This is a genomic window from Paenibacillus sp. JT31N11 (genome assembly GCF_056269285.1).
The window spans coordinates 1,553,970-1,566,670 of the sequence record NZ_JBWDNQ010000001.1 but is presented as its reverse complement, the minus strand read 5'-3'; the positions used below and the strand labels follow the sequence as shown (position 1 = coordinate 1,566,670).

Annotated in this window: 12 protein-coding genes; 1 reads left to right on the top strand and 11 read right to left on the bottom strand. The window is 52.6% G+C overall.

Annotated features, from left to right (window positions below; genetic code table 11):
* Positions 1-23: 23 nt before the first annotated feature.
* Together AC0YNV_RS06775 and AC0YNV_RS06770 are read right to left on the bottom strand one after the other, a co-directional pair.
* A complete protein-coding gene (locus tag AC0YNV_RS06775) occupies positions 24-917 on the bottom strand; it encodes a carbohydrate ABC transporter permease (protein WP_475766912.1) in 894 nt (297 codons plus the stop codon).
* Positions 914-1,828 carry a carbohydrate ABC transporter permease gene (locus tag AC0YNV_RS06770; protein ID WP_475766910.1) on the bottom strand — a complete coding sequence of 305 codons (915 nt, stop codon included), beginning with the start codon at positions 1,826-1,828 and terminating at the stop codon, positions 914-916. Before AC0YNV_RS06770 ends, AC0YNV_RS06775 begins: the two co-directional genes overlap by 4 nt.
* Positions 1,829-2,143: 315 nt before the next feature.
* Between AC0YNV_RS06770 and AC0YNV_RS06765 the strand changes: the two genes are divergently transcribed.
* Positions 2,144-2,812, top strand: coding sequence for a GntR family transcriptional regulator (locus AC0YNV_RS06765; RefSeq protein ID WP_475766908.1), 669 nt, complete (start codon positions 2,144-2,146; stop codon positions 2,810-2,812).
* 91 nt (positions 2,813-2,903) lie between these two features.
* Here AC0YNV_RS06765 and AC0YNV_RS06760 read toward each other — a convergent pair whose 3' ends face one another.
* From AC0YNV_RS06760 to AC0YNV_RS06720, 9 genes are all read right to left on the bottom strand, one after another.
* Positions 2,904-3,881: a U32 family peptidase gene (locus AC0YNV_RS06760; protein WP_475766907.1), complete on the bottom strand. Its 978-nt coding sequence runs from the start codon at positions 3,879-3,881 to the stop codon at positions 2,904-2,906.
* A gap of 27 nt (positions 3,882-3,908) precedes the next feature.
* The gene (locus tag AC0YNV_RS06755; protein WP_475766905.1) at positions 3,909-6,071 is read right to left on the bottom strand and encodes a dihydroxy-acid dehydratase domain-containing protein; all 2,163 of its coding nucleotides are present in this window, start codon (positions 6,069-6,071) and stop codon (positions 3,909-3,911) included.
* Positions 6,072-6,079: 8 nt separating this feature from the next.
* A complete protein-coding gene (locus tag AC0YNV_RS06750) occupies positions 6,080-6,796 on the bottom strand; it encodes a FadR/GntR family transcriptional regulator (protein WP_475766904.1) in 717 nt (238 codons plus the stop codon).
* A 166-nt stretch (positions 6,797-6,962) separates the two neighbouring features.
* Positions 6,963-8,051: a fatty acid desaturase family protein gene (locus tag AC0YNV_RS06745; protein ID WP_475766902.1), complete on the bottom strand. Its 1,089-nt coding sequence runs from the start codon at positions 8,049-8,051 to the stop codon at positions 6,963-6,965.
* A 26-nt stretch (positions 8,052-8,077) separates the two neighbouring features.
* A complete protein-coding gene (locus tag AC0YNV_RS06740; RefSeq protein WP_475766900.1) occupies positions 8,078-8,980 on the bottom strand; it encodes a sugar phosphate isomerase/epimerase family protein in 903 nt (300 codons plus the stop codon).
* 35 nt (positions 8,981-9,015) lie between these two features.
* Positions 9,016-10,107, bottom strand: a complete 1,092-nt coding sequence (locus tag AC0YNV_RS06735) for a Gfo/Idh/MocA family protein (RefSeq protein ID WP_475766899.1) — start codon at positions 10,105-10,107, stop codon at positions 9,016-9,018.
* Positions 10,108-10,135: 28 nt separating this feature from the next.
* Positions 10,136-11,119, bottom strand: a complete 984-nt coding sequence (locus AC0YNV_RS06730) for an aldose epimerase family protein (RefSeq protein WP_475766897.1) — start codon at positions 11,117-11,119, stop codon at positions 10,136-10,138.
* A 27-nt stretch (positions 11,120-11,146) separates the two neighbouring features.
* Positions 11,147-11,470 carry a MocE family 2Fe-2S type ferredoxin gene (locus tag AC0YNV_RS06725; protein WP_475766896.1) on the bottom strand — a complete coding sequence of 108 codons (324 nt, stop codon included), beginning with the start codon at positions 11,468-11,470 and terminating at the stop codon, positions 11,147-11,149.
* Positions 11,471-11,545: 75 nt separating this feature from the next.
* Positions 11,546-12,571 carry a LacI family DNA-binding transcriptional regulator gene (locus AC0YNV_RS06720; RefSeq protein WP_475766894.1) on the bottom strand — a complete coding sequence of 342 codons (1,026 nt, stop codon included), beginning with the start codon at positions 12,569-12,571 and terminating at the stop codon, positions 11,546-11,548.
* Positions 12,572-12,701: the final 130 nt, after the last annotated feature.

The window sequence follows — 12,701 nt, the reverse complement described above, 5'->3', positions numbered from 1 at the left end:
CCCTCTTTTCGCCAATTAGTAAACTAACCTTTGACACCCGTAAATACCATCCCTTTCACAAAAACCTTCTGGCTCAGGAAGTACAGCACCACGCATGGAGTAATCGCATACAATGTCGCCGCCATCAATAGATGAAGATCCGGTGAAGAGCGGGCCGAGCCCTGAAAGTAGGATAGCCCGAGGGCAAGCGTCCTTTTATTTTCATCAGTCAGATAAATCAGAGGCCCCATGAAGTCATTCCAGGTCCCCATGAACGTAAAAACAGCGACCGTTACCAGCACCGGCTTGCTCAGTGGAACCATGATTCTCAGCCAGATTCCGTAAGCGCTGCACCCGTCAATGCGCGCCGAATCCTCCAGCTCGAAGGGAATACCCATATAAAACTGCCGCATCATAAAGATGAAGAATGCACTGCCGAACCAAGCGGGTACGATCAAAGGCAGAAACGTGTCAATCCAGCCCAGGCTGTTGAAAAACAGATATAAAGGCACCATTGTAACTGCGCCGGGCAGCATCATGGTTGAGAGCAGCACAATGAAGATCAGGTTCCGCCCCGGCGCGTTCAGCCGCGAGAAGCCATAGGCGGAAAACGAACAGGACAGAAGCGTCCCGAGGAGGACGAAAACAACGATGATGACGGAATTAAGCGTATATAATGGAAATGGGAACGTGGTCAAGGCATCCCTGTAATTGTGCCACTGTATCGGGGACGGAATCCATTTGGGAGGAAAGATATACACGTCCGTTTTGAGCTTGAGCGAGGTGGAGATCATCCATGCGAACGGCACCAGAATAATCAGCGACCCAAGGCCCAGCAGCAAGTAGCTGAAGGCGTTCCGCCATTTTTCCGACTGCCGCCTGGAGACCATTCTACGAGCAGGGACGCCAGCAGCAGTCTTGTTCGTTATCGTCTTCATTTGCCAGACCTCCTGTTTCCTTCGTAAAAGACCCACATCGAGGATGATTTAAACACAAGCAAAGTGAAAACCAGAATGATGAGGAAGAGCACCCACGCAAGCGCGGAGGCATACCCCATTTGCAAATAATCGAATGCGTTCCGGTACAGGTAAAGCACGCTGAACAGCGTGGCATTATTCGGTCCTCCCGCGGTCATGATGAAGCCTTCGGTGAACACCTGAAGGGCGCCAATGATCCCTGTAATCAGATTGAAGAAAATGACAGGCGACAGCATCGGGATCGTAATATGAAAAAATTGTTTCCGCTTGTTCGCGCCGTCGATCTCAGCCGCTTCGTATAAATCCGTTGGAATACCCTGCAAGCCTGCCAGATATATCAGCATGCTCCCTCCAACTCCCCAAAGACTCATGATAATGATAGGCGGGAGCGCCCACTGCTCCTCAATGAACCACTTCGGTCCGTCAATGCCCACAAAACCGATAACCCAGTTCGCCAATCCGAAGTCGGGGTTAAAGATCCATTTCCATAGCAGCGCGACAGCGACGCCGGACATGACCGCGGGCAAATAAAAGATCGTCCGGAAGATGAAAATTCCACGCAAGTTGCGGTTCAGCAATATCGCCAGGAATAAAGCAATAATGAGTCCTGAAGGCACACTTACAATCGAGTAGATCAGCGTCACCTTAAGCGACTGCCAAAAAAGCGGATCCTGAAACAACTCCTTGTAATTGTCCAACCCGATCCATGTCGGAGATCCCAATATGTCATATTCCGTAAAACTGAAATAAGCGGATGCTGCAATTGGCCCAATCATAAAAATCAGAAGGCCGAGAATGGCCGGACTCATAAATACATAGCAGTCTAATGCTTCTCTGCGTGTACGGGTCATCCATTTGCGCTGAGATCTCATATTTCGCCACTCACCTCCAAAATTGTATACGCTTCCATTTGTGGATGTCATAAAAATGTCGTTAATTGGTGACTAGATAACCTGATCCTTCATCACGGCGTCCTCCACTGATTCAATCCCAATTCCGGCCACACGGTCCGCTGTCAATGGCTTTTTGGTCCAGTAAACACCTGCCTATTGGTAGAATTTTCACAAAGTATACGATGGATTTGTAATATTGTCAACAATCTTATTGGTAACTGTATTTTTGACATGAAGGAGCCTCATATCTTATGATGAATGCATTAAAGACGAGGAAGGGAGAGATTTAATGGAATGAAGCCATTCAGCTTTAAAGAGCAGAAACCCGCTTCTCTTCGGCATCGGATTACCGATGATATCCGCGATGCCATTCTGAACGGGCAATTAAAACCGGGTGACCGGCTGCGGGAGATTACGATCTCCAAAGAAATGGGCGTAAGCCGCGGACCGATCCGGGAAGCAATACGTACGCTGGAACAAGAGGGCCTGCTCCTCTCCTCCCCTTATAAAGAAACGGTAGTTGCCGAATTCTCCAAAGCCGAGGTTATCGAGGTTCTTATTCCCATCCGGCTCAGTATTGAATTATTTGCGATCCGTTCTGGACTGTCCCTGATGAATGGGGATGATTTTCAGCGCTTGTCCGAATTTGTCGAGGGGATGAAGGAAGGTATTCTGAAGAAAGATTTAACCCGAATTGTAGAGTATGATATCGCCTTCCATGAATATATCATTCAGGCTTCCAACGCCAGCAACTTAATGAACATCTGGTCAAGCATCGTTAACCGGATCCGACTGCATTTCTTTATGCAGGGAACCATGTATGCTGATCAGAAGCAGATTTATGAAGAGCATGTAGTTCTTCTGCAGGCCATGAGGGACAAGGACGTAGAGCAGGTCTGCCACCTGATGAAGAAACATATATATGATGAAAATGTTTGCATACTGCAGCCGGATGAAATATAGGCAATCTTTCAAGCTATGATCTAGAGAGGGCGCAACCAAAATTAAGCTGGCGCCGATAGATTCCGGCGCCAGCTTGTTATCGAGGGCTTTTTCAATTATCCACTAATGCCTGTTCTCCACTATTTATCATAGAGCTATCCTGAGGAATGGGAACACCCAGACCGGCAGCGCCCAATTCGGATGTCTTCAATTCAGGGGCATAACGCTTCAGGAGCTCAAGCCCCAGATAGGCACGTCTTACCCGTTCCCTGCTTAGCGAGATGTTAACCGGTTCCAGATGGGATCCGCTGGGGTAGACATCGGGATGATTGCGCAAACCGAACTTGACATAGATCGGGGACAGAATCCTGATCAGCTCGGGAATTTCGTAATGACGGATAAATCCGCCCAGACCGTCCGGTGCTTCCACATAAACATCCAACGGGATATCGATGGCTGGCCGGACAGAGGCAAGCTTGGGCAAGGTTAATCCGGTCGGCACATTATACGTATCCGCTCCGAGGTCCTGCATAAGCTTGATGGAGACCGGGTTAGCCGCCATCATCTGGACAGAGACTTTCACGACAAAGCCGGGATCCAGCATGGATCTCTTTTTCATTTCGCCGGTCAATAGGAGCAAGCCCTCATCCGCAACCAGCGCCCCCCTTACACCAAGCCGGTTCGCCCTTTGCAGGTCTTCCATCGCGTATACGAGCTGATCCACGCCTTCATGCCGGAGCGCGATCACCTTACCGGCAGGAGTCAGCGGCTGCGCGCTGATATCCCAAGTTCCCCGCGGACCTACGAATAAACTCAATTCAACCCCTCGCGAGGCGCATAGATTCACCATCTCGGTAATCTCTTCATCCGTGAGCAGCATAATTCCGCTTCCCTGTGAGACGCGGTGTATCGTTATGCCATATCGGTCTGCTTCTTGAAACACGGCCTTCAGTGACTCCGGACCTTCTACACTGGGAATCTCTACCCGATATTGGGCCCCGTCAGGAAATCGCTTATCTGAATCCGGCAGATCATAGGCTTCCCGATCCAGGAAGCCCAGTTCTCTTAACAATGCTCTCGACTTCTCCATACTCATCGGCTCCTCCCCATTTTACGCTTACCTTACCCAATCCCGGTCCGCTTCCAGAGCAATTCCCATGGGAACGACCCCTCGGGACGCATCTGTGCAGTCCCGCATGCGGTTAGAAGCGGCAACAAGCTTCTGTCTCCCCCGCATCCGGAGCAATCTCTCCTCTCCAAGATCACTGCGCCCGCTTCGTATATCGCCTTTATAGCCTTCGATCAAGCCTAGTTCAAATGCCTTCTGATCCAACAGATCGATCCTGCGCGCACGGAATTGCAGATGAAGCAGGTCGCCATGCTGAAGATACAGCAGACCTCCGCCATGATAGGCTTCCGGAGTCATGTGACCCACAGCGGCACCGAAGGTTACCCCGGAATACCGCCCGTCGCTGATTAATGTGGCCAGCCGCTTCAGCTTCCGATGTCCGTTGATGTACTGCATCGGTGTGAACATCTCCGGCATCCCGAACGCTTCCGGCCCTTGTCCTGCGATGATTACCGCAAGCCGCATCCACTCCCGGTCGGTCATCAAGTCAAAGAGCTCCGGATATGCGATGTCTTCCAATTCCTTCACGCTGCATTCGGATGAGTTATAGATGGCCATACGCTTCATATGTTCCGCCGGAAATACTCTGTTTGCCTTCAGCTCCTGCATGAAATCCACGTCAAGGAGCTTCCGGTTCGCTTCTTCCTCGTTCTCGAAATAGAGAACGAATGCGGCTTTATCGTCGAAGTGGTTCAGTTGAGTGGTGGTCATTCCGCTTACCTTAACCACTGCATTATTAAAGAAATTCCCCCTAAGCACGTCTACGCCGCTGAACGAGCGCTTCGGCGAGCTGAGGATGATCGGATTATCCATGACGCCGTCTGCACTTAAACCGGTTGTATCCGATAACCGTTCCCGCCAGGTCTGCCCGGTTACGGTCGGGGCATCCAGATCCATCGGGACACCATTGCGGGTAAGCTCGTAGATCAGCGTCTCCATGCCGCGGATTTGTCCCGAGCAGCACTGCTGGGCCAGCGCATAGATATCCCGTCCCTCCGTCAGGCTGTAATCAAACAGATCGGGTATTTCACATTCTCGTGCAATCGCTTCCAAATGGTCAAGTGTAAAATTGTAACCGGCATATACCATCGCACCGATGATATGCATCATGAGGTTGGAGGAGCCGCCTGATGAGCTGTGAATGCGGATGGCATTTGCGATGTTGGCCGCCAGCAGTTCGCTTACGCCGCATTCCTGCCTGTGCATGATGGCAAACAGCCCTTCAACCGCCTGCTCCACCTGATGCAATGCCGGGGGTTCTGTCAGAAGCTCCACGGCAGGGTGAACCAGACCCAGTCCTGCCGTAATGTCGCGCGAGCTGTTTCCTGTTCCATGAAACGCACAGATGCCGCCTTTGGCGTCGCATGTACTGATGGCGAGCCGCTTCTCAAAATCCTTGTGCTCCGCATCAGTCAGCAAACCATACTCCACCGCACGCTCCAGAACACCCTGAAATGTAGTGTTGGAAGAGCACTGGAGAATATAACTGACCGCATCCCGGATATCTGCCGCGATATCGGGGTGACCGGCGGATTCGGCCTTCGCGGCAAGCTCTGCAAGGCCTGCCTTAACGTCGTCGGGTATCGTCCCCCCCTTCAATACATGAGATGGGCTGAACGTAGCAAACACATGATGCTCTCCCCGATAACGGCGAAGCCGGTCCAGCAGAGCCAGACCGCTCAGCACGCCAAGCGGCTGTTTGTCGCAGCCTTGAATGACGAACGCGGCATGATAAGAATGCGCTTCCATTTGATTGACTACGACTTCGGCTATAACATTGCGGCTCTGCAGCGAATAGGACATGCCCATATTGTTCTGCGCAGTCCCGTCGCAAAGTACAGGAGTACTGAAATAAAAAGGAATGCCCCCTTTATTCCAGATGGTCATTGCGGCTTTATAAACGGTTTCTTGGTCCAGTATGTGGGCGGGATGGTCGGAGGATCCGCCTATGATGGCAATGCGGGGAGCATTGTGTTCCAGACGGTCATAAATCCTGTCGAGGCTCCAGTCCGGAACCGCCGCTCCATAATCGGAGCCCAAGCCTTTCTTGGCACGATCCAACAAGCCTGCCACGGTAATGGGCTCGTTGGCCTTCCCCTGCACATTGCCGCGGTAAGGATTAACCGGATTTGGAATTGCGATCATCGTCATCGTTTCCCTCACTCCTTCGATCTGCCGTTTGCTTTCGGTGATTCCTTGACCCGCTGCAAGTCTTCCCTCACGTCCCTGAGATGAAGCTTCATCGTATCTCTGGCAAGCGCGGGATTGCGCTGCTCGATCGCCAGGGCGATCAGCATATGAAAATGCGAAGCCCGCTGCGCGCTTCCCGGAATCCGCATCGTTTGTCTGCGGCTTTCCAGCATCAGATCAGAGATGCCCTGCATCACGCTTTGCATCACTTCGTTGGAGCTGGCCTCTGCAATATGCGCATGAAAGGCTAAGTCAGCTGTAAAATAATCCTCTCCATTGGCCAGGTTTTCGATCATCATTGCCGCTGCGGCTTTGATGTTGACGATCTGCCCCGGTGATCCGCGTTCCGCTGCCAGCGCAGCGAGTTCCGGTTCCAACAATTCACGAAACTCCAGCAATGACGCCAGACTGCCATCCAGCAAATTCCCGATGTCCGGCGAATCATCTCTGCGCCAATGCGAGGGGCTCCTGACAAACATCCCCCTCCCTTGCTCGATGAGAAGATAACCCCTGTTCTCCAGGATGCGCAATGCTTCGCGTATTGTCGATACGCCAGCACCGTACTCCCCGGCAAGTGAGGACAATGACGGCAGCTTATGCCCCGGCTTCCATTCCTCTCCCTCAATCCTTTGCTCCAGATTGGACAAAATGGCTGCGCTAAGCGGTTTTTTTGAAATGATCCTCACCCACTCATCTGATAGGTTAATATACTCATCGTATCACTTTATCCAGTGGAGAACAACCAGATATTTCCTCCCTGCTCTATAAAAAAAACCCGGCACCGCGCAGCGGTACCGGATTTCCTCTATCATGAAACGGCTCACAATCCGGGTGATCCGATCTTTCTGCCGATCAGTTCACGATATGTTTCTCAACGGAATCCGGCCTGTACCTGTAGGGACGCGCCGTGACCGGCAGAGGCTTCTCGACGGTAAAAGCGGGATCGTGTTTTTGCTTTCTCAGGGCAGCGGTCACTTCCTTTAATGCAGCGAACAGACCCGGCCGGGCAGCAGGACAATCGCCCTTCATCTCTTCATGAAGCCTATGAAGCGCATGATACGGAACCATCGGGAACATATGGTGCTCGATATGGTAATTCATGTTCCAGTACAGAAACCGCAGGACCGGATTCATGTATATGGTGCGGGTGTTAAGCCGGTGATCCAGTACATCCTCATGGAGACCCAAATGCTGGGTGACGCCGAACAGAATAACGACAATTCCGCCGTAAAAGGAAGGCAGAAAGACGAACATGGCCGGCAGGATCGTGCCAAAATAAATACAAGCGGCGATGACCAGCAAAATAATCAGTAAATAAATGCGGGCTTCGCGGTACGTTTTCCGGCGCTCCGTCGGAGGAATATATTCCTGCTCCGCAGAATCCAGTCTGCCGAAGCAGTGCATGATGAACCGTTTGATCTCGATCGGACCGCCGTAGAGGTGGAAGATCTGCATGAGCAGTATTCGCCATACCGGCGGACGTTCCGTAATGATCTCCGGGTCGCGGCCGACAATAATGGTGTCCGTATGATGGCGGGAATGGCTCCAGCGCCAAGGCGTCGCCGATCTTAACACCATGAACGAAGCGATCTGATAGACCGCCTCGTTCATCCACATGGTCTTGAACGCGGTGCCGTGTCCGCATTCATGCCATCTGGAGTCGCCCGGAGTGGCATATAGTATCCCATATGCGAGAAACGCCGGAACGGCCCACCAGCTCCCCCAGGACAGATACGAGATATATCCGGCAAGGATCAAGAGACCGAACCAAATCAGCGTATCGCGGATGGCCGGACCGTCCCTCCGCTTCATCAGCTCCTTCATCCGCTGTCGGGGAATGGGGCTCACATACCATTCCGCAGTCGCAAGTCCCCTCTCCTGCGCCCGCTGATTCTCCGGACCGCTAATACTGTAATCCCTTTTTGCGCGGGCTTCTGCCATGATTTCGATTCCTCCTTCTCCTGCTGTTAGCCGCCAATAGCCTTTAACTTCCCGTCGAGAAACCGTTTCGCCCGGGGGATGTCAGTCTCATCCAGATGCTCAATAATAATCGGAATATTCGGGTGAAGCCTGGATAAGCGCCGCAAATACAAGTCGTAATTCAGGATGCCCAGCCCGGGCGCGGGCAGTTCAACGGCACCTGCTCCCCGGAACGTGTGCGACTCGCTGGCATCGATCGCGGCATGCTTCTCCGATTCATCCTGCGCGGGCATGCAGTCCTTGGCGTGGGCGATTTTGATTTTATCCCCAAGAATATTGAAGATCCGGTCGATCTCCTCGTCGACGCGGCCAATATTCGTATCGGTGAAATAGTTCGTCGGGTCCATCAGCAAGCCAAGGCCGGGATGGGATACATCCGCAAATAAACGGGTCAATTGATCCACGGAACCGATGACATTGTTGACGTAATTTTCTACGAGGAACATCGAGCCGTTATCGTATGCGAACTTCGCCAAGTCCTCCAACTGTCTGCACACTTCCTCGTACGCTTCCTCGGTGCCGTTCTTCGGATCCCATACCCAGTCGCTCTCGGGATTGAACGTGCCGGTTTCGCTAATCACATAGGGGGAGCCGAGATCGCGTGCGAACTCCAGAAGCTTCTTCAAATTGAAGATATTATCCGCCCGTTTGACCGGATCCGGATGAATGATATTCGTGTAGCCGGAGATGCAGACGATAGGCAGATTGGCATCCCGGAACGCATCCCGAATCCGATGGGCTTGCTCCCGGTTCAGCGCTCCCGGCGTTACGTCCATGTCCTTGAACGACAGATCAAGCTGGACGCAGGACATGCCGTCCTTCTGGATTCGGGCAATGCTCTCCGCCAGCGAATAAGGATAATAACCGTTAAAAATACCTACTGATAACATGGACGATTCCTCCTTGGAATTGGGTTTCTAACAAATCAGGAAAGCGCTTCCGAAAATGTGACCGTACGCCCTTCGGCAATCGACTTGTAGCAGGCTTCAACCAGTGCCATCGTCCGCAAATTGTCCCTGCCGCCTATTTCTGGCTCCGAATCCGTCTCGACGGCGCGGAGCAGCTGTGCCATCGTCCCTTGGAATGCATCGGGAAACCATACGCCCTCCCATGTTGGCCTGAACCATTCGTTCGGCGACTGCTTGGTGGTGAATTCCAGTGTGCTCTGCGTTCTCTTGGGATAATCCGGCCAGCCGATCGTACCTTGAGCCATGCCCTCCAGCCCTTCGACCCTCCATTTGATATAGATATCCTTCTCGGCTCCTTCGCCGGGCCAAGCCCATGTGTCATCAAGACTGGTCGCCATCAGCTCGCTGCCATACTGAAATGAGTATTGAGAAATGCCGTCGATGTGCTTGAACTTTATCCGGGGATCCCGCCTTGTAACGGCTGTAATCTTCTCCGGGTCGCCGAACAGATAGCGAAAGGCATCGATATGATGTATGCCCATATTAAGAATGCCGATGGTGTCGTAATTGGCGAGGAAATCCTGCCAATGCGGAATCGCCCGCATTTCAATCGTCGCCAGAACAGGTTCGCCCAGGTAGCCGCGCTCAAGTACCGTCTTCAAAGCGCGAATCGACTGGTCGTATCTCATGTTGGAATTTACCCCGAGCTTGATTCCGGCTTCCCCGCAGAGCTTCACGATCTCCCGCGCCTCTCCGATATTCATCGCGAGCGGCTTCTGGCATAAAATCCCTCTGATGTGAGGGTACTTGACCGCATACCGCACGATTTCCAACTGACGGTCCGGCGGAACCGCGATATCCAGTATCTCCACCCGGTCGTCCTGAATCAGTTCTTCCCAGGTCCGGTACACATGAGGAATTCCTCTAAGCTCCGCAGCCGCCTTGGCATTCTCAAACGTTCTCGAGCTTATTGCAAAAGGGTGAAAGCCCGCATCGCGGTAAGCCACAAGATGGCAATCCCGCATGATAAAGCCGGAGCCGATGCAGCCAATCCGATAATCCTTTCGCTCAGGCATTTCCGGTTCGACATTCAGATTCAAATCGATCATTCCCACGATTCCTCCTACTGATTGATTTTCAAACGGAATCAACCCAAATGCTGGCCGACAGCTTGATGACTTCCCCCGGCTCTATCCCTCGCGCTCCCGTCAACTCCTCTCCATAGGGCAGGTTAAACGCGTCCGTCAGGCATGTGTAGGGTTCTATGGAGTAAGCTGCTCCCCAGTCCGGACGGAACAGGACAACATACGGAAAACCTTCGCCTATCCGGAAAGCGATCGAATAACCCTGTTCCCCGATTCCGATCCGGCATGTTCGTTCCCCTTCGCTTAAGGCGATTAATGAACAGTCGAGCGGCGGAATCTCGGCGAGCGCGGCTCCCTCATTCAGCGCAGCGGCGAATGGCGTCACGGAAGGCCGTCCCGTTACGAAAGCCTGATTCGTTACCGGCCATTCCTCCTTGGCGGGAACGGTCAGGGTCAGTCGTTCACCCGCATCGAAGGGGATGTTGAAATAGGGATGAAGTCCGAATGCGAATGGCGCCGCTTCCTTCCCTTCGTTCACGATCGTGCCGTGAAAATGCAGCCTTCCTTCATAAAGGCGGTACTTGACGGTGAAGACGAGCTCATGCGGGAAGTACGCCAACAAATCCGGATGGTCCGCATATCGAAACCGGCTGATCAGATAAGCCCCTTCCTCCTGCGAGGCCCCGATGCCGACAACCTCCCAGGCTCTTGAGCACAGCTCCCCATGGAGATGATGATCGGGCGGTTCGTTGATCGGCAGACGGTAGCTTCTGCCCCGGAACCGGTATGTTCCATTCTTGATCCGGTTGGGCGGGAACAGAATCGGCGTACCGTATTTGAAGCTCGCCGAAGGCTCGCTTTTCAAGGCGGGCAGGCTGTCCGGAGACATCATTATCTGGCGGCCGTCACATTCGAAACGGTAGAGATTATTGCCCGCCTCCGGTATGATTTCTACGGTTGAACGGCTTTGGGAATCGCTTAATTCATAAATCTGCAGGCCCATTTTTTCCAACGGTTTTGCTGAATACGTTTTCATTTCATGGCGCTCCACCTTTGCATGAAGTTAACTGCCTATCTGTATCCAAACCTTGCCTTCCTCGATCTTCACGGGGTAGGTGCGCAAATCGACGCAGACGGGAGCGCGCTTGGCCTGGCCCGTGGGAATATCGAATTTGCCGTTATGCTTCGGGCATTCGATGATTTGGCCGATGACGAGCCCGTTCGATAAATGAATTTGCTCGTGGGTGCAAAATCCGTCGGTCGCGTAGTAATCTCCCTTATCCGTACGATAAATCGCATACGTTCCCTCTCCATGGTCAAACCGGATGACGTCCTCAACCTCAATGTCGTTATCCGCACATGCTTCAATCCAATTCTGCAGGCTCATCACATTAGCTCCTTCTACTAAGTTGAAATGATGCTTTTTCATTCCGTGCCCGGGCACGACTTAGGGTAAAAAAAATCACATACTCTCCGGGATAATAATATGTGTCTCTGTAAAATAGTATTCCTGCTCCGGAGGCTTGCCCAGGAAGCGGTGATCGAACAGAATTCGCAGCGCCCGGTAGCCCTGCATGGATGGATTCTGAACGATGGTAAAGTCGATGATGCCTTCCCTCATGCCCCGCTCCGTTTCCGGCAGCAGATCATTGCATACGACTCTCACTTTCCCCTCCCTTTTATGGCGTTTTATGGCATCTATACATGCGCCGACATCGCCGGTTGCCATATAAATTCCTGCAATCCCGGGTTCCTGCACGAAAGCCTGGTCGATCTGGGAAAAGGTAAGCTCGTATTGATCGAACCCTTCGGCTACTCGCACGATTTCGATGCCGCTTCCGCTCTTCTCCATATTGTTCTCGAAGCCCTCCACTCTGGATCGGTGAGCGTGGAAATTCAAGCTGCCGGTGACGACGAGAACCTTGGAATCCGCTTTCAAAACCCTGCTCATCAGACCCGCTGCAATCCGTCCGCTTCTGGAAAGATCCTGGCCGACAAAGCAAATTCGCCTTGAATGCTCCACGTCCGAATTGAACGTGACGACCGGTACTCCCTGGCTGGCCGCGCGATCGATGCTGGCTCTGGTAAGATCGTCATCCATCGCCGCAAACAAAATGCCGTCCGCCCCCATGTCTACCAGCTTGTCGATGGCGGAAGCGCCCTCTTCATGCTTGCGGTTGTCCACATATTCGTATTCCAGACGAATTCCCAAGTCCTTCAATTCCTCGGCTGCTTGCTGAATTCCATGTCTGACTTCGTCAAAAAAGCTGATCTCCCGCGGCGGCATCACCACCCCGAATAAAATGGGCTTCTTGCTGTAAGCCAATGCTTTCGCGGCCACGTTCGGCGAATAATCCATCTCCTTGGCAATCGCTAGTATTCTCTCTCTTACGTCCGGTTTGACGCCTGCACGTCCGTTGAGCACCCGGTCTACCGTGCCCCTCGAAACTCCGGCCTTGTCGGCGATATGCCTGATCGTGATTGTCATTGTTTCTCTCCTTGGTTGTCTTCGTGCCCGCGCACATTTCCAATTATGAGGGAGACCCGGAAGGATTTCAAGCATTTTTTTCGTTCGCCGTTATTTCCGGCCAGAACTGCCAATTGAGACCATCCGTACT